Consider the following 23,573-nt stretch of genomic DNA (forward strand, 5'->3'; position numbering starts at 1 on the left):
ATTTTTTAGACAACAATTTGACCAATTAGGGTGGCAACACGGCATTTCGTCCCTTGTATGATTAATCATCATGCAAGGGACTTTTTTTATTTCAGACAAGGAGAGATGAGTATGATAAATATTCCAAGAGGAACTCAAGATATACTACCAACTGAATCTAAAAAATGGCGTTATATCGAACGTCGTTTGGAAGAATTAATGACTTTATATAATTATGAGGAATTACGCACACCTATCTTTGAAAGTACGGAATTATTTGCACGCGGTGTAGGTGATTCTACTGATGTCGTACAAAAAGAAATGTATACATTTAAAGATAAAGGTGATCGTAGCATTACGTTACGACCAGAAGGCACAGCTGCTGTTGTAAGATCTTATATTGAAAACAAAATGCAAGGCTATGCTAATCAACCTATTAAACTTTATTACTTAGGACCTATGTTCCGTTATGAACGTAAACAAAAAGGACGTTATCGTCAATTTACTCAATTTGGTGTTGAAGCAATTGGTGCTGAAAACCCAAGTATAGATGCAGAAGTTTTAGCGATGGCAGTGCACATTTATGAATCGTTTGGATTACAACACTTAAAACTAGTTATTAACAGCATCGGTGATATCGAATCAAGAAAAGAATATAATGATGCTTTAGTTAAACATTTTGAACCCGTTATCGGTGATTTTTGTAGTGATTGCCAAGCTAGATTACACACGAATCCAATGAGAATACTTGATTGTAAAGTAGATAAAGATAAAGAAGCAGTAAAAAATGCGCCACGCATTACTGAATATTTAAACGAAGCATCTACTAACTATTATAACGAAGTAAAACTACACTTAGATCGTTTAGGTATTCGTTATGAAGAAGACCCTAATTTAGTTAGAGGTTTAGATTATTATACGCATACTGCTTTTGAGTTAATGATTGATAATCCTAATTATGATGGCGCTATAACTACACTTTGTGGTGGTGGCCGTTATAATGGATTACTAGAATTATTAGATGGCCCAAATCAAACAGGTATTGGTTTTGCATTAAGTATTGAACGATTATTATTAGCCCTAGAAGAAGAAAATATCGATTTAGATGTCGATAATGATTTCGATTTATTTATTGTTACGATGGGCAAAGAAGCTGATGATTACGCCGTTAAATTATTAAATGATTTACGTAAACAAGGTGTAAAAGCAGATAAAGATTATATGGATCGTAAAATTAAAGGCCAAATGAAACAAGCAGACCGCTTAAACGCTAATTATACTATCGTTATTGGCGACCAAGAATTAGAAAATAATCAAGTAGCTATGAAAGACATGACAACAGGTGAAAGTGAATCAATACAATTAGATAGCGTAGGCGCATACTTTAATAAATAAGGAGAATACAATATGAGTAAACGAACAACTTACTGTGGATTAGTAACAGAATCATTATTAGATCAAGAAGTAACATTAAAAGGTTGGGTTCATAACCGTAGAGATTTAGGCGGTTTGATTTTTATTGATTTAAGAGACCGTGAAGGTTATGTACAAATTGTGTTTAACCCTTCATTCTCAGAAGAAGCATTACAAATAGCAGAATCAGTACGTTCAGAATATGTTGTTGAAGTAACAGGACTTGTGAAAAAAAGAGACCCAGAAACAGTAAATCCTAAAATTGCTACTGGTCAAGTTGAGGTGCAAGTTTCTGATATTAATGTAATCAATAAAGCAGAGACACCACCATTTTCTTTAAATGAAGAAAATCAAAATGTAGACGAAAACATTCGTTTGAAATATAGATACTTAGATTTAAGAAGACAAGAATTAGCTCAAACATTCAAGATGCGTCATCAAACAACGAAGGCAGTACGTAATTATTTAGATGATGCTGGTTTTTATGATATCGAAACACCAGTTTTAACAAAATCAACGCCTGAAGGTGCACGTGACTATTTGGTTCCTTCTCGTGTACACGACGGTGAATTTTATGCTTTACCGCAATCACCACAAATCTTCAAACAGTTATTGATGATAAGTGGTTTTGACAAATACTACCAAATCGTTAAATGTTTTAGAGACGAAGACTTACGTGCTGACAGACAGCCAGAATTTACTCAAATCGATATTGAAATGAGCTTTGTTGATCAAGAAGACGTAATTGAGATGGGTGAAGAAATGCTGAAAAAAGTCGTGAAAGACGTGAAAGGCGTTGATTTACAAGAACAATTCCCACGCATGACTTATGATGAAGCGATGAGAAGATATGGTTCAGATAAGCCAGATACACGTTTCGATATGGAATTAATTGATGTATCTGAACTTGGTAAAGTTATGGACTTTAAAGTGTTTAATAGTGCAGTTGAAAGTGGTGGACAAGTTAAAGCTATCGTTGCCAAAGGTGCTGCTGATCAATATACACGTAAAGATATAGATGGATTAACTGAATTTGTAAATATTTATGGTGCAAAAGGTTTAGCATGGGTTAAAGTTGTAGAAGATGGCGTAAGTGGTCCAATAGGACGTTTCTTTGAAGATGATCACGTTGCTACTTTACAAAGCCTAACAGGTGCCGAAGCAGGCGACTTAGTCTTATTCGTAGCAGATTCACAAAGTGTCGTAGCACAAAGTTTAGGTGCATTACGTGTGAAATTAGCTAGAGAATTAGGCTTAATTGATGAAAGTAAATTGAACTTCTTATGGGTAACTGATTGGCCATTATTAGAATACGATGAAGAAGCTAAACGTTATGTAGCAGCACATCATCCTTTCACTGCACCAAAAGATGAACATATAGATAAATTGTCTACTGAACCTGAAAACGTTCAAGCTAAAGCATATGACATTGTGTTAAACGGTTATGAGCTTGGAGGTGGTTCAATAAGAATTCACGAAGGTGACTTACAAGCTAAAATGTTTGAAGCTTTAGGTTTCACAGAGGAACAAACGAGAGAACAATTTGGTTTCTTATTAGACGCATTTAAATATGGTGCACCACCACATGGCGGTATAGCTTTAGGTCTTGATAGATTAGTAATGTTATTAACAAACAGAACAAATCTTAGAGATACCATCGCATTCCCTAAAACTGCATCTGCTACATGTTTATTAACTGATGCACCTAGTGAAGTATCTGATAAACAATTGGAAGAATTGTCATTACGCATTAGACATTAATTAGATGTGAGTTCAAATTCTTGTCATTATAAAAAATTGTGTTATGATATATCTATAAGATAGTCATCTGTAATGTTCGTATGTTTGCTTTTTAATTTGGGCCTAACACTCTTTGATCAGGGAGCTCAATGGGTTTTCTTGTAGCGCAAACGCCTCTCTAGGAGGACTTGCAAAATAAGAAACAGGGCACCCACCTGTATATAGCAGGCCGAATGATCAAGCTACTTATAACTACGGCATATACGGACTCTATCGGTACGCAAGACTTCTGTCTTGCGTATTTTTTTGTTTAAATTAAAATTGTGAGTAAAAAATTAGTGAATTTCATGTATAATCTTAACTAGTAAAATAGAGAAAAAAAGAGGAGTATTGTTATGAAACATCAATTTTCAAGAAATGAATTGGCTTACGGTCAGGAAGGTTTGGATTTATTAAAAGAACAAACCGTAGTAGTACTAGGGGTTGGCGGTGTAGGTTCATTTGCTGCTGAAGCTTTAGCACGAACTAACATAGGTCATATTATACTTATTGATAAAGATGATGTTGATATTACAAACGTAAACCGTCAGTTACATGCGCTTACATCTACTATAGGTCAAAGTAAAGTTACACTGATGGAAGAACGTATTAAATTGATAAACCCAGACTGTAAAGTAACATCATTACACATGTTTTATACAGAAGATACTTATGAAGAACTATTCGAACAATATGATATAGATTACTTTATAGATGCGAGCGACACTATCATGTATAAAGTACATTTAATGGAACAGTGTTTAAATAGAGATATTAAAGTGATTTCAAGTATGGGTGCAGCAAATAAAACTGATCCTACAAGATTTCAAATTGAAGATATTTCTAAAACGCACACTGATAGAATGGCACGCATTATTCGTCAAAAATTAAAGAAAAAAGGCATCCGTAAAGGAATACCTGTAGTCTTTTCTGATGAAAGTCCAATAATTATTAGAGAAGATGTTAAGGCTACAGTAGGTGATGAAAATGCACCAACTAGAAAAGCGCAAATTCCACCATCTTCTAATGCCTTTGTGCCAAGTGTTGTCGGTTTAATATGCGCAAGTTATGTTATTAATGATATATTAAAAGATATTCCAGTAACTAGAATAAAAGACAAAGGCCAAATGTAATTTTTTATAAATTAAAAACCGTTACTGCTCCTCATAAGGGTAGTAACGGTTTTTTTGTGTTATTTTGAATTTTGTTGTTGCGCTTTTGTAATGTTTTCATATATCGATTTAAATTGTTGTTCAGATTTTGAAGTTGTTTTTGGTTCATAATAAATTTTATTTTTAAGTTTATCAGGTAAATATTGTTGTGCGATAAATCCACTGTCGTGACTATGAGGATATTGATAACCTATAGCTCGGCCTAATTCTTTTGCGCCTGAATAATGTCCATCTTTTAAATGGTCAGGTATTTGTCCGACATGGCCTTTTCTTATATCTGAAAGGGCTTTATCTATAGATGTTATCGCTGAATTTGATTTAGGTGATAAGCATAGTTCAATTACAGCCTGACTTAATGGGATGCGTGCCTCAGGAAATCCGAGTCTTTCTGCTGCATCAATTGCAGCTAATGTGCGTTGACCTGCATTAGGAGAAGCTAAACCAACATCTTCGAAACTTATAACAAGTAAACGACGTGCAATCGTCGGTAAATCGCCAGCTTCGATCAAACGCGCAAGATAGTGCAATGCGGCATTCACATCACTACCACGAATAGATTTTTGAAAGGCACTCATAACGTCATAATGCATATCTCCATCTTTATCACTAAGAAAAGCACCTCGTTGTAAGCAATCTTTAGCATCTTGTAATGTAATGTGCCGTATATCCTCATTCACCTCTGAACTTAAGACAGCTAACTCTAAAGCGTTCAAGGCACTTCTGACGTCTCCTTGACTTTGTGTCGAAAAATATTCCATTGCATCTGCGTCGACTTGGGGATTATAACTTTTTAATCCTCTTTCATCGTCTTCCAAAGCTCTATTAAGTGCTAAGTTCACATCTTCATCAGTTAAAGGAAATAATTCGAATATTTGAGCTCTTGAACGTATTGCTGGATTGATTGCATGGTAAGGATTTGAAGTAGTCGCGCCAATCAATACGATTTTGCCATTTTCTAAATGAGGTAGTAAAAAATCTTGTTTCGTTTTATCTAATCTATGGATTTCATCTAATAATAAAATTACTTGTCCAGACATTTTAGCTTCTTCAACTATGAGTTGCATATCTTTTTTAGTGTTAGAAACAGCATTTAGCTGTCTGAATTTATATTGTGTACTTCCAGCAATTGCTTTAGCAATACTCGTTTTGCCTATGCCTGGAGGCCCGTAAAAAATCATTGATGATAAACGCTTAGTGTCTACCATTCTTCTAATAATGCCAGTCGGACCAACTAAATGGTGTTGGGAAATAATTTCGTCTATATTTTCTGGACGCATTCTTGCAGCTAATGGTTCATTAGTCACGTTGTTTCACACCTTTCTAATTCTATATTAACGCAAAAAATGATAATATGGGAATATATAAGTATTCGATTAAGTGAGGTTATATAATGAAGATTTCAACTAAAGGAAGATACGGGCTAACTTTAATGATTTCCTTAGCTAAAAAAGAAGGGCAAGGTTGCGTATCGTTAAAATCTATAGCAGAAGAAAATAATTTAAGTGATTTGTATTTAGAACAACTTGTAGGTCCGCTAAGAAATGCAGGATTAATACGTAGCGTACGTGGTGCTAAAGGTGGCTATCAATTAAGAGTGCCAGCAGAAGAAATCAGCGCTGGAGATATTATTCGACTATTAGAGGGACCTATTACATTTGTTGAAAGTATCGAATCTGAGCCACCAGCACAAAAACAATTGTGGCTTAGAATGCGTGATGCAGTAAGAGATGTACTTGATAATACTACACTTAAGTATTTAGCGGAATATAAAGAAACAGATAATTTAGACGGCTACATGTTTTATATTTAAAAAAATAACAATTTATATGTTTATAATTCAATTAATGTGGTATTCATGTAGTATGTACACATTAAGGAGGTTATTATAGTGGCTGATGAGAACAAATTTGAACAAGCTAAAGGTAATGTTAAAGAAACAGTAGGTAACGTTACTAATGATGATAAACTTGAAAAAGAAGGTAAAAAAGACAAAGGTTCAGGTAAAGCTAAAGAAGTTGTAGAAAATGCAAAAAATAAAGCTAACGATGTAATCGATAAATTTAAAAAATAATTATTAGAATAAACAACAAAGGAGCCGATTAATATGGCAGAGAATTTCTTAGATAAAGCAAAAGAAGCAGCAAAAAACGTTTCAGATAAATTAAAAGATACTGATAACGATAAAGCTAAACAAGCTAGTGAACAAATTGATAAATTCACTGGCGGTGGCGACAAAAAAGAAAGTGATCACAAAGATCACGATAAAAAATAATAAAAAATGCCTACAGCACTCATTATGCTGTAGGCATTTTTTATTTATTCTTCATTTCTGAAACTAATTTATTCAATTTTTTATATGAATCCAATTGTGCTTCTTGATCATAAATATAACTAATAGCCATTAATTCATCTATATCACCATTTTCCGCAATGAATGACTGAAGTTTTTCTTTTACTGTAGCTTCAGAACCGATAAGAGATTGTGCCATACGTTGTTTTGCTAATTCAAATTCTCTAGGTGTTAGTAACCCTTGTAAATCATCTGTAGGTGGTTGAACAGGCTGCATTCTGCCACGTGTAATACTCACCATGACTTGAGCTTGTGTTGACGCTAAATATTCGGCTTGTGCATCAGTTTCAGCCACGATAGCATTTAAACAAACAATCATATAAGGTTTATCTAAAACTTCAGATGGTTCGAATAGTGATTTATATATTTCCATAGCATCTTGCATCTGTTGAGGCGCAAAATGACCTGCAAATACATAAGGTAACCCTTTACGAGCTGCCAAATGAGCTGAATCAGTTGAAGAACCTAAAATATAGAGTGGAACATTTTTATCTACGGCCGGATAAGCACGGACATAACTTTGTTGATTAGCTGGACCAAAATAAGTTGCAAGTTGCTCAACTTCTTCAGGAAATTCGTATACGCCATTGTGTTGATCGCGACGTAAAGCGCTAGCAGTCATCATGTCTGTACCAGGAGCTCTACCCAGTCCTAAATCCACACGATTCGGAAATAGGGTTGCCATAGTACCAAACTGCTCTGCGACGATTAATGGAGCATGGTTTGGCAACATAATGCCACCAGAGCCAACTTTAATGGATTGCGTATGTTCTAGTGTGTGTTGAATCAATAATGCTGTAGCCGAACTAACTAAATTAGGGGCGTTGTGGTGTTCAGCAATCCAATATCTTTCAAAATCAAGTTCTTCAAGATTTTGTGCTAACTTAACCATATCATCAATTGCGTCTTTATCTGTTTGTCCTTCTCTAATAGGAGCAAGATTTAGCGCGGATAACTTTATTTCTGTCATTTCAGTATCCTCCTTAGTAATAACTAATAATTGAAAGTATAACAGGCGACTGTAAACTTGCGTAAAAAATTGCTCACTGGTATAATAAAGTAAATTTTAACGTTAGGTGGCCTTAATAAGACAATGGATAAATCTCAAAAGCAAATTTCAACTCAAATTTTTATAAATAACACATGAGATATGCCATTGTCCAAGTTCATCAAAAAATAGGCTGTTATATTTAATTATAAAGACAAGCATATCTCTAAGAGAGCGAGGAATATGTTATGTCTTTTTATTATGCACAAAAACCGTTCGAACCTTATGGCACAACACTCATTGATAATGTAAATATAAGTATAGAAGATGGGGAACATGTCGTTATCATTGGTAATAATGGCGTGGGTAAGACCTCACTATTAGCAAAAATCTACGCGATTTATAGCGACAACGCTTATTATATGGAACAAGATTTAACCAACTATAGAGAACTAACTGCGATGGATTACATCATTTCACTAGATTCTATTTTGTATCAAATAAAAATGAAAATGGCGGATGATTTACATGCTTTAGCCAAATATATTGAACTTGAAGGTTATAGCTTTGAGCAAAAGATAGTGACTCAAGCGAAGCAATTTAAAATAAGTGAAGACACTTTAGCTAAACCACTTAAACAATTAAGCGGGGGCGAGCAAACAAGGATAGCTATAATAAGAGCTATATTATCGAAACAAACATTGTTGTTACTCGACGAACCGACAAACCATTTAGACAATGATATGGTAAAAGATTTATGTCGATTTATTAATCATTCTACCCAAACCATTATAATGATTTCACACCATCGTACCTTTATTAACAATGTTGCAAGTCATATTATTGGCGTTAATAATAAAGAAACCACTAAATATGAAGGTAATTATGAAGATTATAAAAACATTACAGATTTAGCCATTAAAACTCAGAACAATGCTTTTATTAAGCAACAACAACAGATTAAACAGTTAGAAAGAAATATTCAACGTATAAAACGATGGCATGAATCATCTAATGCACAGACGAGTGTGCGGGATCCAGTAGGACAGAAAAAATTAAGTAAACTTATGAAACGTGCTAAAGCTAAAGAGACACAAACGCAGCAACATATAGAAAATAAGAATGTAACTAAGCCTACCTCTGATCATATTGCACAAATTAAATTCAATAATGGTCAACAATTTAACAATAGAAACCTTTTCCAATTACATCAAGTTAGCTATCAAAACAAACATGGAATGTTATTTGATAATGTTGATATTACAATGAAAAAGGGCGAAAATGTCTTATTAACTGGTCCAAATGGTAGTGGCAAATCGATGTTAGTAAAATTACTTACAGGACTTGTTCAACCAACGAGCGGAACAATCAATATTTCACCATCCTTAGAAATTGCTTATTTTGAGCAACAAAATAATAATTTAAACTTTGATGCAACACCAATGGAAATGTTATTGGAATTGCCTAATATGACACGGAGTAGTGCCCAAACAATTCTAAATGCATTTAATTTTGACCATGATCGTTTATTTGATAAGATTAGTAATCTTTCAATGGGTGAAAAGAGTAGACTACAATTTGTATTGTTATTTTTTGCACAACCACATCTGCTTATTTTAGACGAACCCACGAATTATTTTGATATCCACACGCAAGAGTTGATCATGGAGATGCTAAAAGAATTTAGCGGCCAAGTATTGTTAATTACGCATGATGAATATTTGAAAAGCAAATTTGTTGGAACACATTGGTATATTAAAGACTGCAAAATAATAGATTCAGCATTACAACCTAAATTAGATGACGGTATAAAAAGCACATTGTCATTATTAGAAGATTTTAAACATATAGATGAATTTGGTCATTACCAAACAGACGACTAGAAAAAAAATAAACATGGTGCTATCATTGGACCATTGATAAAATTGTGAGGAGTGTCGAAAAGTCATGGAAGTATATGCAGATAATGCTGCAACCACACCGGTGAAACAACCAGTAATTGATAAAATGATGGAACTTTATACTTTACATTATGGTAATCCATCTTCAATTCATAGTATTGGTAGAGATGCACGTAAGTATTTAGACGAATCACGTAGAGCAATTGCGCAAATGTTAGGAGCTAAGACTAACGAAGTTATATTTACAAGTGGTGCTACAGAGTCTAATAATACAGCGATTAAAGGTATTGCTTATAAACATCAACATAAAGGTAAGCATCTTATTGCATCAAAAATTGAACATCATTCAGTATTACATGTCTTTGAACAACTTGAAAACGAAGGATTTACTGTAACTTATCTTGATGTAGACGAACAAGGCATTATCGACATTGAACAATTGAAAAATGCTATAAATGATGACACAATTTTAATATCAATAATGTTTGTTAATAACGAAGTGGGTACGGTTCAACCCATGTATGAAATAGATGATATCGTCAAAAACTCAAATATAATGTTTCATGTTGACGCTGTACAGGCGATTGGCCATTTGGATATTGATTTTAATGAATTTAGTATTGATTCAATGAGCATTACCGCACATAAATTTGGTGGGCCTAAAGGCATTGGCGTATTATTGGTTAAAGAAGGCACATTAATGCATTATATGCAACTAGGTGGAGAACAAGAATCAAAGCGTCGTGCAGGTACAGAAAATATACCTCAAATTGCAGGTCTAACAGAAGCATTAAAGCTAGCCACAGATAATTTGGATGCTAATAATGTACACTTAATGTCATTGAAAAATTTGTTGTTAGTTAAATTACAAGAAAGATCAGTGCCATTTGAAGTAAATGGATCGATGGTAGATACGACTGGTCACGTAGTAAATTTATATTTTCCGTTTATAGATGTTGAAACAATGCTGACATTATTAGATTTGTCTAATATATATGTTTCTTCAGGTTCAGCATGCACAGCAGGTGCTACGACTCCTTCGCATGTATTAGCGGCCATGTACGATGATGATGAGAGAGCAAAGCATTCAGTAAGGTTTAGTTTTAATGAATTAAATACCGAAGCAGAAATTAAATATATAGCAATGGAAATTCACAAAATTTATCATAAATTTAAGGAGGAATAATAGTTGGGCAATGAAAATACACGTGTAGTTGTAGGTATGTCAGGTGGTGTTGATAGTTCCGTTACAGCACATTTATTAAAAGAGCAAGGTTACGATGTCATTGGTATCTTTATGAAAAATTGGGACGACACAGATGAAAATGGCGTATGTACAGCGACAGAAGATTATAATGATGTCATTGCAGTTTGTAACCAAATTGGTATACCGTATTATGCGGTGAATTTTGAACAACAATACTGGGATAAAGTATTCACATACTTCCTAGATGAATATAAAAAAGGTAGAACACCAAATCCAGATGTAATGTGTAATAAAGAAATTAAATTTAAAGCATTTTTAGAACATGCACTTAAACTAGGTGCGGATTATGTAGCAACAGGTCATTACGCACGAATTAAACGGTATGAAGATGGTCATGTAGAAATGTTAAGAGGCGTTGATAATAACAAAGATCAAACTTATTTCTTAAATCAATTATCTCAAGAACAATTATCAAAAGTTATGTTCCCTATAGGAGATATTGATAAAAAAGAAGTTAGAAAAATAGCAGAACAACAAAATTTAGCTACTGCTAAGAAAAAAGATTCAACGGGTATTTGTTTTATTGGTGAAAGAAACTTCAAAACATTTTTATCACAATATTTACCGGCTCAATCAGGTAAAATGGTAACATTAAATGGCGAAGTCAAAGGTGAACATGGGGGTTTGATGTATTATACAATTGGACAACGTCACGGTTTAGGTATAGGCGGTGATGGTGACCCATGGTTCGTAGTAGGTAAAAATTTAGAAGATAACGTACTTTATGTTGAACAAGGTTTTGACCACAATGCGCTTTATAGTGATTATTTAATTGCTTCAGATATCTCATTCGTTAATGACGTAGATATAACAAAAGGCTTTGAATGTACTGCTAAATTTAGATATCGACAACAAGATACAAAAGTATTTGTACAAAAAGAATCAGAAAATGCAATTCGTGTTACTTTTGATGTGCCAGTACGTGCAATTACTCCAGGTCAAGCAGTTGTATTTTATGACGGCGAAGTTTGTTTAGGCGGAGCAACAATTGACGACGTTTATAAAAATTCTGGTCAATTAAGTTACGTAGTATAATAAAAAAATTCTATATAGAGATTGAGAAGTAAATGTTTACTAAATTCAGATGAGTAATGCTTGTAATATGCATTCATTATTTAAGTGAAACATATTATTTCTCATTCTCTTTTTTTGTTAAAAAACTATCTTACTATTTTAATATAATGTTATACTAAGCTATTAGAAATGAGGTATCGAGCATGGAACAAGAAGAAATTTATAATTATATAAAACAAGGTCAAAATGACAAGGCTTTACAAGCACTATTTGATAATATAGAAAATAACCCACAAGAAATTGAAAATTACATAAATGCTGGAATATTAATAGCAGAAGCGGGCGAAATTGAACATGCTGAAACATTTTTCCAAAAAGCATTAACAATAGATGCTGAGAACGGTGCAGTTTATTATAATTTAGCAAATGTTTATTACAATGAGGCTCGTTTTAATGAGGCTATCAAGTTATATCAAACTGCATTACAACATGCTAAAGATGGTTTAGTGGATAAAATTGATGCAAATTATATGATAGGTATGTCATTTAATCAACTGGAATCATTTAAACAAGCAATGCCATTTTTAATGACGGCAGCTGAAGCGGATGATCGACAAGATGTGGAAGTTCAATTCCAATATGGTTTAGTATTATGTCATCTAGAGATGTTTGATCAAGCAATTGAACAATTAAATTATGTATTAACATTAGACAATAAACACGTTGATGCGCTTTATAATTTAGGTTTAGCTACATATATGAGTACTGAGAACGTTGATGATGCTTTAAATTACTTTAATAAAGCAATAGCTATTAACCCGGAACACCATATGAGCCAACACGCGATAACAACTTTTAAATCAATTCAAGAGGAGGAGTAAAGACATGGATGATTCTACACTGTTTAACTATTCAATGGTTAAAGGCACAGTTGACGCAATACTATTTCAAAATAAAGACAACTTCTATACTGTGTTGAAAGTTGATACAATTGAATCAAATGAAACTTTTGATAGTATGCCAACAGTTGTAGGATTTTTCCCTGAAGTGGTTGAAGGTGATGTCTATACTTTCAAAGGGCAAGTTGCTACGCATCCTAAATATGGTAAACAACTAAAGGCCGAAACATTCGAAAAAGAATTGCCACAAACAAAAGAGGCCATCGTCAGTTATCTTTCTAGTGATTTATTTAAAGGAATTGGTAAAAAAACTGCTCAAAATATTGTAAACACCTTGGGTGAAAATACAATTTCAGATATTTTAAATGATGCAACAGTACTTGAAAAGGTGCCTGGTTTACCTAAGAAAAAACAACAACAGATTGCCGAACAAATCACGAGTAATCAAGAAACTGAACGAATTATCATTCGACTACACGACTTAGGTTTCGGTCCTAAGTTGGCCATGAATATTTATCAAACATATCTTGGTGAAACCTTAAATGTAATTGAAAAAAGTCCGTATCAACTTGTTTATGACGTAAAGGGTATAGGTTTTAATAAAGCAGACGTATTAGCTAAAAATATTGGTATTCAATATAATGATCCAGAGCGTATTAAAGCAGGTATTTTATACCTATTAGAAGAAGAGTGTATTAAACAAGGACATACTTATTTGCCAAGTCAATTTTTAATAGATAATGTTCAAGATATGTTATCAAATCCACCAGTTGAAGAGATCGAAAGAAAACAAATCGAAGTGCAAATCGATCAACTCGTGAATGATACAAAATTAATACAACAAGAAGATCAGTTCGCTATTCCAAGTTTGTATTACTCAGAAATTAAAAGTGTGCAAAATTTATATCGTAATTTCACATATACAAAAAAATTGAAAGATATAGAAACTTCCGAATTATTGTTAGAAATTGGAGACATTGAAGATAAAAACAATGTCAACTATGCCGAATCCCAAAGAGAAGCTTTGCAAACGGCCATTAATTCTAAAGTAATGTTATTAACAGGTGGACCTGGTACAGGTAAAACTACCGTTATTAAAGGTATTGTGGAATTATATGCTGAAATTCATGGTTTATCATTAGATTACGATGATTATAAAGAAGATGATTATCCAATTGTATTAGGAGCACCAACAGGTCGAGCTTCTAAAAGACTATCTGAGTCAACAGAGCTTGAAGCTATGACGATTCATCGATTAATTGGATGGAATCAAGATACTCAACCAGAAGACATATTAGATAATGAAATTAATGCGAAATTAATCATTATAGACGAGATGTCTATGGTCGATACGTGGTTGTTCCATCAATTTATGAGTGCCGTACCGATTGATGCCCAAGTGATATTAGTCGGGGACGAAGATCAGTTACCTTCTGTAGGTCCAGGACAAGTCTTTAAAGATTTAATTGATGCTAAAGTAATTCCTAGAGTGAATCTTACTGAAGTTTATCGTCAACAGGAAGGTTCAAGTATTATTGAGTTAGCACATCGTATTAAATTAAATCAACATGTCGATATTACCCAACGCTTTCACGATAGAAATTTTATAAATTGCTCTACAGAACAAATTCCTGAAGTCGTTGATAAGGTAGTAAATAGTGCTGTTTCAAAAGGGTATGATATGAGTGATATCCAAGTGTTAGCGCCGATGTATAAAGGCTCAGCAGGAATTAAAAAACTAAATTCAGTACTGCAAGGTATTTTGAATCCTAAGGATAAAGACACAAGGGAAATCGAATTTGGGGAAGTACTGTTTCGTAAAGGCGATAAAGTTTTACAACTGGTCAATCGGCCAAATGATAATATTTTTAATGGTGATATTGGCATTATAGTTGGCATATTTTGGGCAAAAGAAAATGCTTTAGACAAAGATGTCGTAGTTGTAGACTTTGAAGGCAACGAAATTACCTTTACAAGACAAGATTTAATGGAACTTACACACGCATATTGCACGTCTATTCATAAATCTCAAGGTTCTGAATTTCCGATTGTCATTATGCCTATGGTCAAACAATATTTTAGAATGTTGCAGAAGCCTATTTTATATACTGGTTTAACAAGAGCTAAACAATCTTTAGTCTTTTTAGGTGATCCACAAGCCTTTGATTTAGGTTTGAAAACGAATGGGCAAGTAAGAATGACGCAACTCTGCGCATTGTTACAAGCTTATTTTAATAATGATGTAGATGAAGCACAATCTGATGCAAAGCAAATTAATAATAGTTTTGATGCATCTATAGAATTAAGTGAAGCAACAATATACAAAATAGATCCCATGATAAATATGGGCCAAATGTCACCTTATGACTTCGTTAATGATTGACACGGAGTTAGAAAATAAATACAATGTATATAAAGTTTATAAAGAAGATGAGTAAATAACTTAGGACATTTAGAGATGTACTGGTTGGTGAAAAGTACAGCCTGAGTTATTGAACGCTACTTCGTGTCATCGTAAATAAGTACTTTGTTGAGTGGTAAACAAAATGTACGTTTTCGAAAACGCTATTGTTTTGTTTATAACTAGGGTGGTACCGCGAATCGTTCGTCCCTTTTATAGTGGATGAACTTTTTTTGTGCGCAAAATTATTTATAAATGATGTATGTATAAAATTGGAGGGTTATAAATGAAAAACTTAAAAGCAAGTGAGATTAGACAAGGTTTTATAGATTTCTTTGTAGAAAAAGGGCATATGGTAGAACCTTCTGCACCATTAGTCCCTATTGATGATGATTCATTATTATGGATCAACTCGGGAGTTGCGACATTAAAGAAATATTTCGATGGCCGTGAAACACCCAAAAAACCTAGAATTGTAAATTCACAAAAAGCGATTCGTACGAATGATATAGAAAACGTTGGTTTCACTGCGCGTCACCATACATTTTTCGAAATGTTAGGTAATTTTTCTATTGGTGACTATTTCAAAAAAGAAGCAATTGAATATGCTTGGGAGTTTTTAACTAGCGATAAATGGATGGGCATGGAACCAAGTAAATTATATGTAACAATTCATCCTGAAGACAATGAAGCTTACAAATTATGGCATGAATATATTGGACTTGAAGAAAGTCGTATTATTCGAATTGAAGGTAACTTTTGGGATATAGGTGAAGGACCTTCTGGACCGAACACGGAGATATTTTACGACCGTGGAGACGACTATGGTCAAGATGATCCCCCAGAAGAAATGTATCCAGGTGGAGAAAACGAGCGTTATTTAGAAGTATGGAACTTAGTATTTAGTGAATTTAACCATAATAAAGATCATACTTATACGCCACTTCCTAATAAAAATATTGATACAGGTATGGGTCTTGAAAGAATGGCATCAGTGGCTCAAGATGTACGAACTAACTATGAAACAGATTTATTTATGCCAATTATTGAAGAAGTAGAAAAAATTTCTGGCAAAAAATATCTAACTAATAATGCATACGATGTCGCGTTTAAAGTGATCTCAGATCATATTAGAACAATTTCATTTGCTATTGCTGATGGCGCCTTGCCAGCAAATGAAGGTCGTGGCTATGTATTGCGTAGATTATTACGTAGAGCAGTACGTTTTAGCCAGTCATTAGATATTAATGAACCGTTCTTATACAAATTAGTAGATATCGTCGCTGAAATTATGGAACCATACTACCCAAATGTAAAAGAAAAAGCACAGTTTATACAACGTGTTATTAAATCTGAAGAAGATAGATTCCATGAAACATTACAAGAAGGTTTGACAATCTTAAATACTCTTGTGCAAAAAGCTAAAGAGAGCGATAAAACAATTGCAGGTGAAGATGCGTTTAAACTTTACGATACGTATGGCTTCCCAGTGGAGTTAACTGAAGAATTTGCGCAACAAGAAGGCTTATCAATAGATATGGATACTTTTGAAGTTGAAATGCAAAAACAAAGAGATCGTGCACGTCAAGCACGTCAAAGTGGACAATCTATGCAAATCCAAAGTGAGGTTTTAAAACAAATTAATACCGATAGTACGTTTGTTGGCTATGAACAAATGACAGCAAACTCTACAATAACTGATATTATTAAAGATGGTGAACGCGTTACTACAGTTGAAGCTGGTGACGAAATCAGTCTTATATTAAAAGAAACACCTTTTTATGCAGTTAGTGGTGGACAAGTTGCCGATAAAGGTACGATAAGTAATGATAGTTTTGAAATCTATGTAGAAGAAGTAACTAAAGCACCAAACGGGCAAAATTTACACACAGGAAAAGTGCAATTTGGTAAAGTAACTACTGGTGCTGAAGTTATTGCAGAAGTAAATCAAAACGAACGTCAATCAATCAAAAAAAATCATAGTGCGACACATTTACTACATGCAGCATTAAAAGAAATTTTAGGTGATCATGTTAATCAAGCAGGTTCATTAGTAGAACCAGACAGGTTACGTTTTGACTTCTCACATTTTGGTCCTCTTTCTGAAGAGGAAATCGAAATTGTTGAGCGTCGAGTAAATGAAGAAATATGGAACAATATTTCAGTTTCTATTAAAGAAATGCCAATTGACGAAGCTAAAAAAATGGGCGCTATGGCTTTATTCGGCGAAAAATATGGTGATGTGGTAAGAGTTGTTGATATGGCACCATTTTCAATAGAATTATGCGGTGGTATCCACGTAAACAATACGTCAGAAATCGGTTTATTCAAAATTGTAAGTGAATCAGGTACAGGTGCTGGTGTACGTAGAATTGAAGCGTTAACTAGTAAATCAGCATTACTATACTTAGAATCAATTCAAAATCATTTCAAACAAGTGAAAAAGCAAATTAAAGTAAAAGATGATGATCAAGTTTTAGATAAAGTTGTACAAATGCAAGATGATGAAAAATCATTACACAGACAGTTAGAACAACGTAGTAAAGAAATTACAGCGTTGAAAATGGGTGACATTAAAGATCAAGTTGAAGAAATAAATGGCTTGAACGTATTAGCTACCGAAGTAGAAGTAGATAATGCTAATGCAATCCGCGAAACGATGGATGATTTCAAATCAAAATTACAAGATACTGTTATTATTTTAGTGAGTAAGGTGGGCGATAAAGTATCACTTATCGCTACGGTACCAAAATCATTAACTGATCAAGTTAAAGCTGGAGATATTATTAAAGAAATGGCTCCAGTAGTTGGTGGTAAAGGTGGTGGCCGTCCTGATATGGCTCAAGGTGGCGGCACACAACCGGAAAACATAACAGAATCATTACGTTTTATTAAAAATTATATTAAATCACTGTAACTTGCATGTAGAGTAAGTTAAAATAGTGTTGTACAATTTTTACTATATTTGAAGGAGTGTTTGACGTGGATAACTTAGATAAAACAATGAAGTTCAATTATGATGAAATACCTAAGAAAGATGTCAGAACAGTGTTATTGAATGTATATAATACTTTAGAAGAACGTGGCTACAACCCTGTAAACCAAATCGTGGGATATTTACTTTCAGGTGATCCTGCATATATACCAAGACATAACGATGCGCGAAATCAAATTAGACATATTGATAGAGATGACATTATGGAAGAATTAGTGTCAAACTATCTTCAAGATAGTACGAAAGAATAATTATGCTAACAAAAAAAATAATGGGTCTTGATGTAGGAAGTAAAACGGTTGGTATTGCCATTAGTGATTTAATGGGTTGGACTGCACAAGGCTTAGACACACTCCGAATAAATGAAAATGAAAACGAGCTTGGTATTGATAAGCTTGTACAAATAGTAAAAAGAGAAAACGTGGGCACAGTTGTTATTGGATTGCCAAAAAATATGAATAATTCTATTGGATTTCGAGGAGAAGCTTCGTTACAATACAAAGAACAGCTTCAAGAAGCTTTACCCTCACTTGAAATAATCATGTGGGATGAACGTCTTAGCACAATGGCTGCAGAACGTTCTTTGCTAGAGGCTGATGTATCTAGACAAAAAAGAAAAAAAGTTATCGATAAGATGGCTGCAGTTTTCATCTTGCAAGGATACTTGGATTCAATTCAATAAAAAGGAGAAATTTAAGATGACAGAACACAATAATGCAGAACTACAAATTAATAATGAGGAAGAATTATTAACACTATATGACGAAGAAGGAAATGAAGTTCTTTACCGCAAAGTTTTAGAATTCTATCATCCTGAATTTAAAAAAGAATACGTTATTTTAGCAGAAGAAGGCGCAGAAGCGGATGACGACGATTTAATTGAATTAGTCCCAATGATTAATGACCCTGATGAAAACGGTGAAGGTGGTAAGTTCTTACCAGTAGAAACTGATGAAGAATGGGATATGATTGAAGAAGTTGTTAATACTGAAATGGATGACGCGCACGACCATGATCACGACCATGAATAATTAACACTATAAAGAATAAATTCTATTACTTTTTAATAGAATTTATTCTTTTTTATAATTAAACAAACAAATTAGGTTCATACGGTAATTTGTATGAATAGAAATGCAGTCATTACCTTTTCAATCTTATCTTTCTCAACAAAATATGGTAGAATATTTAAAGTTAATTTATATTTACCGTATGTAAACAACAACTATAAACATAACTGTATGTTGTCATCTTAATAATCAATATGATAGACATTATAATTAATTGTTTTAAGATAATATAAAGGAAGTTATAATTTGGAAAAAAATCAAGCTTATTTATTAAATTTACTAGACTATAATTCTACTAACATAGAAGAATTGAGAGCATATGCAGAAGAAAATAATGTGCCTATTGTCGATAGAATGACTCTTGAAATGATTAAACAAATCATTAGAATACATAAACCTACTAAAATTCTTGAAATTGGTACCGCTATAGGATATAGTTCAATGCAATTTGCTGCCATTGATCCACAAATCCAAGTAACGACAATTGAACGAAACGAACAAATGCAAGCACAGGCATCAATCAATTTTGAACACTTTAATTTTCAACAGCAAATTCAAATGATTAAAGGTGATGCACTAGAACAATTTGACACTGTAAAAAATCAGACCTTTGATATGATTTTTATCGATGCTGCCAAAGCGCAGTCAAAGAAATTTTTTGAATTATATACTCCTTTATTAAAACAAAATGGTGTCGTTATTACAGACAACGTCTTATATCATGATTTTGTTGCTGATATTGATGTAGTTAGAAATAGAAATGTAAAACAAATGGTCAAAAAAATTCAAAATTATAATGAATGGTTAGTACAAAACGATTCGTTTACTACTAATTTTTTAAATATTGATGATGGTTTAGCTATTTCAATTAAAGGAGAGTAAGTATGACTGAATTATTAGTGACACCCAAATCTGTTGGGCATATTGCAACCCTAATAGACAAAGGGGCAGACGCTTTTGTTATTGGAGAACAAAAATTTGGTTTAAGACTTGCTGGTGAATTTGATCGTGCTACTTTAAAAGAAGCTGTTGAATTAATACACCAACATGGTAAAAAAGCATACGTTGCAGTAAATGGTATTTTTCATAATTATCATTTGAACGCGCTCGAAGATTATATCTCATATTTACATGAAATAAATGTGGATAGAATAATTTTTGGTGATCCTGCTGTAGTCATGTACGTCAAACAACAAGCGCATCCTATCCCATTAAATTGGGATGCTGAAACATTAGTAACAAACTATTTCCAATGTAATTATTGGGGAGAGAAAGGCGCTAACAGAGCAGTATTAGCTAGAGAATTAAGTTTAGAAGAAATATTAAACATTAAACAACATGCAAATGTAGAAATTGAAGTTCAAGTACATGGCATGACATGTATGTTCCAATCAAAACGTATGTTATTAGGAAATTATTATACTTTCCAACAACGTCAAATGAAAATTGAACGTAATGATGCATTAAAACAATTGTTATTATATGACGAAGAACGTGATAACAAATATCCCGTGTATGAAGACTATAATGGCACACATATAATGTCTCCAAATGATATTTGTTTAATAGAAGAATTAGACGCGCTTTTAGAAGCTGGTATCGATGCTTTAAAAGTTGATGGCGTATTACAAACAGAAGAATATATTAATGTTTGTACGGCTCAATATAGAGAGGCTATCGATTTATATAATGAAGATCCAGAAGCTTATGAAGATGAAAAATTCATGCTAGTAGATCCGATTGAAGAAATCCAACCAGAACATCGACCATTTGACGAAGGATTTTTATTTAAGCAAACAGTATATTAAAGGAGGAAGATTAAGTGAAAATATTAGAAAAAGCAAATACTTCTATTACTCCTAAAATAAAAAAACCTGAATTACTGGCACCTGCTGGGAATTTAGAAAAACTAAAAATTGCAGTTCATTATGGCGCAGACGCTGTCTTTTTAGGTGGCCAAGAGTATGGCTTAAGATCCAATGCCGGTAATTTTACAATGGCTGAAATTGAGGAAGGTGTTAATTTTGCACGTAAATACGGCGCAAAAATTTATATAACAACCAATATCATTGCACATGATGAAAACATTGAAGGTTTAGATGCATATTTAAAAGACCTGGAAGCAACAGGTGCTACTGGAATAATCGTTGCTGATCCATTAATAATTGAAACATGCAAAAAAGTGGCGCCGTCACTTGAAATACATTTATCCACGCAACAATCTTTATCAAATTATAAGGCTGTTGAATTTTGGAAAGCAGAAGGATTAGACCGTGTGGTTTTAGCACGTGAGACAGGCGCTATGGAAATGCAAGAAATGAAGGACAAGGTGGATATAGAAATCGAAGCCTTTATCCATGGCGCTATGTGTATCGCATATTCCGGTAGATGTACGTTGAGTAATCATATGACTGCACGCGATTCAAACCGTGGTGGTTGTTGTCAAAGCTGTCGTTGGGACTATGATTTACTCGCAGTTGATGACGATGGAGAATTAGATTTATTATATAATGAAAGTGATGTCGTGCCATTTGCAATGAGTCCGAAAGATTTAAAATTAATTGAATCTATTCCTAACATGATGGATATTGGTATCGATTCACTTAAAATTGAAGGAAGAATGAAATCTATTCATTACATAGCAACTGTTGTATCTGTATATCGAAAGGTTATTGATGCATATGCTGCTGACCCGGATAACTTTAAAATTGACCCGAGCTGGTTAGCTGAATTAAGTAAATGTGCGAATAGAGCTACTGCGCCAGCATTTTTTGAAGGTACGCCAGGATATGAGGAGCAAATGTTTGGTTCAGTGGGTGAAAAAAATCAATCTTCTTTTGATTTTTGTGGATTAGTATTAGATTATGACGAAACATCACAAATTGCGACCATTCAACAGCGTAATAAATTTGCACCGGGCGAAGCAATAGAGTTTTTCGGCCCAGAGATTGATACATTTAAACAAGTTGTAGAGCATATTTATGACGAAGAGGGTAACGAATTAGATGCTGCGCGTCATCCACTTCAAATTATTCAAATAAAAGTCGATAAACCTTTATATGCAAACAACATGATAAGAAAGGAAATTGGCTAATGAAAAGTACGACCATTATAGGAATTGCTGGTGGCTCAGGTTCCGGGAAAACAACGGTTACAGATGAAATTATGAAAAATTTAGAAGGACATAGTGTTGCACTTTTAGCGCAAGACTATTACTATAAAGACCAATCGCATTTATCTTTTGAAGAGCGATTAGAAACAAATTATGATCATCCTTTTGCATTTGATAATGATTTATTAATCGCTAATTTAAATGATTTGAGAAATGATAAGGTTGTCGAAGTACCAACGTATGATTATAAGAACCATACTAGAAGCGATGAAACGATTGCATTTGAACCAAAAGATGTTATTATCGTAGAAGGTATATTTGCACTGGAAAATAAAACATTAAGAGATTTAATGGATGTTAAAATATATGTTGATACAGATGCAGACTTAAGAATATTACGTCGTTTACTGCGTGACACTAATGAACGTGGTCGTACAATGGAATCGGTAGTAAATCAATATCTTAATGTAGTGCGCCCTATGCACAATCAATTTATTGAACCTACGAAAAAGTATGCCGATATCATCATTCCAGAAGGTGGCAGTAATAAAGTCGCAATCGACATAATGACAACTAAAATCCAGACATTAGTAAGTAAACAATAGTAATTTTATAGTAAAGGAAGATGACATTATGGAAAACCAAAAACAATATCCAATGACTCAAGAAGGTTATGAGAAATTAGAACACGAATTAGAAGAATTAAAGACTGTAAAACGACCAGAGGTTGTTGAAAAAATAAAAGTTGCCCGTTCTTTTGGTGACTTATCTGAGAACTCTGAGTACGATGCAGCAAAAGACGAACAAGGCTTCATAGAACAAGATATCCAACGTATTGAAAATATGATTAGAAATGCACTTATCATTGAAGATACTGGCGATAATAACATCGTACAAATCGGTAAAACAGTGACATTTGTTGAATTACCTGGTGATGAAGAAGAAAGTTATCAAATCGTTGGTTCAGCTGAAGCTGATGCATTTAACGGTAAAATTTCTAACGAATCTCCTATGGCTAAAAACTTAATCGGTAAAGGTTTAAATGATGAAGTCCGTGTACCACTTCCAAATGGCGGAGAAATTAACGTTAAAATTGTTGATATTAAATAAGTTATACTTAAAAACCCTGATATCATAGCGATATTTAGGGTTTTTAAAATATAATACTAAAAAGTGATATACTATTTTATGAAAGTTTGATAAATTTAATTGAGTTTGGGTAAACATAAAAGT

At 33.4% G+C, this 23,573-nt stretch carries 22 protein-coding genes, 1 other RNA gene and 1 other annotated feature; of the genes, 21 read left to right on the plus strand and 2 right to left on the minus strand.

Features of this window, described 5'->3' with window-relative positions:
* The first annotated feature begins 111 nt into the window (after positions 1–111).
* The 4 genes from hisS (at position 112) to RPL90_RS05555 (ending at position 4,304) form a co-directional block, all read left to right on the plus strand.
* Positions 112–1,374, plus strand: coding sequence for a histidine--tRNA ligase (hisS, locus tag RPL90_RS05540; RefSeq protein WP_313546505.1), 1,263 nt, complete (start codon positions 112–114; stop codon positions 1,372–1,374).
* Positions 1,375–1,386: 12 nt separating this feature from the next.
* The gene (gene aspS / locus RPL90_RS05545; RefSeq protein ID WP_313546508.1) at positions 1,387–3,153 is read left to right on the plus strand and encodes an aspartate--tRNA ligase; all 1,767 of its coding nucleotides are present in this window, start codon (positions 1,387–1,389) and stop codon (positions 3,151–3,153) included.
* 61 nt (positions 3,154–3,214) lie between these two features.
* Positions 3,215–3,406, plus strand: a non-coding RNA gene (ssrS, locus tag RPL90_RS05550) — 6S RNA.
* A gap of 121 nt (positions 3,407–3,527) precedes the next feature.
* Positions 3,528–4,304: a tRNA threonylcarbamoyladenosine dehydratase gene (locus tag RPL90_RS05555; RefSeq protein WP_313546511.1), complete on the plus strand. Its 777-nt coding sequence runs from the start codon at positions 3,528–3,530 to the stop codon at positions 4,302–4,304.
* A gap of 59 nt (positions 4,305–4,363) precedes the next feature.
* Here RPL90_RS05555 and RPL90_RS05560 read toward each other — a convergent pair whose 3' ends face one another.
* Positions 4,364–5,647, minus strand: a complete 1,284-nt coding sequence (locus tag RPL90_RS05560; protein WP_313546514.1) for a replication-associated recombination protein A — start codon at positions 5,645–5,647, stop codon at positions 4,364–4,366.
* Between the two features lie 86 nt (positions 5,648–5,733).
* Here RPL90_RS05560 and cymR point away from each other — a divergent pair, with 86 nt between their 5' ends.
* From cymR to RPL90_RS05575, 3 genes are all read left to right on the plus strand, one after another.
* Entirely contained in the window at positions 5,734–6,153 is a 420-nt protein-coding gene (gene cymR / locus RPL90_RS05565) for a cysteine metabolism transcriptional regulator CymR (protein ID WP_313546517.1), read from the plus strand.
* A 78-nt stretch (positions 6,154–6,231) separates the two neighbouring features.
* Entirely contained in the window at positions 6,232–6,414 is a 183-nt protein-coding gene (locus tag RPL90_RS05570) for a CsbD family protein (RefSeq protein ID WP_313546520.1), read from the plus strand.
* A gap of 33 nt (positions 6,415–6,447) precedes the next feature.
* Positions 6,448–6,615: a hypothetical protein gene (locus RPL90_RS05575; RefSeq protein WP_313546522.1), complete on the plus strand. Its 168-nt coding sequence runs from the start codon at positions 6,448–6,450 to the stop codon at positions 6,613–6,615.
* A 40-nt stretch (positions 6,616–6,655) separates the two neighbouring features.
* Here RPL90_RS05575 and RPL90_RS05580 read toward each other — a convergent pair whose 3' ends face one another.
* Complete coding sequence (locus RPL90_RS05580) at positions 6,656–7,663, minus strand: LLM class flavin-dependent oxidoreductase (protein ID WP_313546525.1); 1,008 nt, start codon at positions 7,661–7,663, stop codon at positions 6,656–6,658.
* Between the two features lie 266 nt (positions 7,664–7,929).
* Between RPL90_RS05580 and sal the strand changes: the two genes are divergently transcribed.
* The 14 genes from sal (at position 7,930) to greA (ending at position 23,450) form a co-directional block, all read left to right on the plus strand.
* A complete protein-coding gene (gene sal, locus RPL90_RS05585; protein ID WP_313546528.1) occupies positions 7,930–9,564 on the plus strand; it encodes a Sal family ABC-F type ribosomal protection protein in 1,635 nt (544 codons plus the stop codon).
* 64 nt (positions 9,565–9,628) lie between these two features.
* Entirely contained in the window at positions 9,629–10,768 is a 1,140-nt protein-coding gene (locus tag RPL90_RS05590) for a cysteine desulfurase family protein (protein ID WP_313546531.1), read from the plus strand.
* A gap of 3 nt (positions 10,769–10,771) precedes the next feature.
* Positions 10,772–11,884, plus strand: a complete 1,113-nt coding sequence (gene mnmA, locus RPL90_RS05595) for a tRNA 2-thiouridine(34) synthase MnmA (RefSeq protein ID WP_313546534.1) — start codon at positions 10,772–10,774, stop codon at positions 11,882–11,884.
* Positions 11,885–12,066: 182 nt separating this feature from the next.
* On the plus strand, positions 12,067–12,744 hold the full coding sequence (locus tag RPL90_RS05600) for a tetratricopeptide repeat protein (RefSeq protein ID WP_313546537.1): 678 nt from the start codon (positions 12,067–12,069) through the stop codon (positions 12,742–12,744).
* A gap of 4 nt (positions 12,745–12,748) precedes the next feature.
* A complete protein-coding gene (gene recD2 / locus RPL90_RS05605; protein ID WP_313546540.1) occupies positions 12,749–15,145 on the plus strand; it encodes an SF1B family DNA helicase RecD2 in 2,397 nt (798 codons plus the stop codon).
* Between the two features lie 29 nt (positions 15,146–15,174).
* Positions 15,175–15,378: a binding site (T-box leader), on the plus strand.
* A 71-nt stretch (positions 15,379–15,449) separates the two neighbouring features.
* Complete coding sequence (gene alaS, locus RPL90_RS05610) at positions 15,450–18,080, plus strand: alanine--tRNA ligase (protein WP_313546543.1); 2,631 nt, start codon at positions 15,450–15,452, stop codon at positions 18,078–18,080.
* 65 nt (positions 18,081–18,145) lie between these two features.
* On the plus strand, positions 18,146–18,409 hold the full coding sequence (locus RPL90_RS05615) for an IreB family regulatory phosphoprotein (RefSeq protein ID WP_313546546.1): 264 nt from the start codon (positions 18,146–18,148) through the stop codon (positions 18,407–18,409).
* A gap of 2 nt (positions 18,410–18,411) precedes the next feature.
* A complete protein-coding gene (gene ruvX, locus RPL90_RS05620; protein WP_313546549.1) occupies positions 18,412–18,840 on the plus strand; it encodes a Holliday junction resolvase RuvX in 429 nt (142 codons plus the stop codon).
* A 16-nt stretch (positions 18,841–18,856) separates the two neighbouring features.
* Positions 18,857–19,189: a DUF1292 domain-containing protein gene (locus RPL90_RS05625; RefSeq protein WP_048793530.1), complete on the plus strand. Its 333-nt coding sequence runs from the start codon at positions 18,857–18,859 to the stop codon at positions 19,187–19,189.
* Positions 19,190–19,474: 285 nt separating this feature from the next.
* Positions 19,475–20,110 (plus strand): O-methyltransferase, encoded by a 636-nt coding sequence (locus tag RPL90_RS05630; protein ID WP_313546552.1) that lies wholly within the window; start codon positions 19,475–19,477, stop codon positions 20,108–20,110.
* A 2-nt stretch (positions 20,111–20,112) separates the two neighbouring features.
* Positions 20,113–21,036, plus strand: coding sequence for a peptidase U32 family protein (locus RPL90_RS05635; RefSeq protein WP_313546555.1), 924 nt, complete (start codon positions 20,113–20,115; stop codon positions 21,034–21,036).
* A gap of 14 nt (positions 21,037–21,050) precedes the next feature.
* Positions 21,051–22,322, plus strand: coding sequence for a peptidase U32 family protein (locus RPL90_RS05640; protein WP_313546557.1), 1,272 nt, complete (start codon positions 21,051–21,053; stop codon positions 22,320–22,322).
* On the plus strand, positions 22,322–22,945 hold the full coding sequence (gene udk / locus RPL90_RS05645) for a uridine kinase (protein WP_313546559.1): 624 nt from the start codon (positions 22,322–22,324) through the stop codon (positions 22,943–22,945). The genes RPL90_RS05640 and udk overlap by 1 nt, the downstream gene beginning before the upstream one ends.
* 28 nt (positions 22,946–22,973) lie before the next feature.
* Entirely contained in the window at positions 22,974–23,450 is a 477-nt protein-coding gene (gene greA, locus RPL90_RS05650; protein WP_313546562.1) for a transcription elongation factor GreA, read from the plus strand.
* Positions 23,451–23,573: the final 123 nt, after the last annotated feature.

The organism is Staphylococcus kloosii, assembly GCF_032139365.1.
Lineage (GTDB): Bacteria > Bacillota > Bacilli > Staphylococcales > Staphylococcaceae > Staphylococcus > Staphylococcus kloosii_A.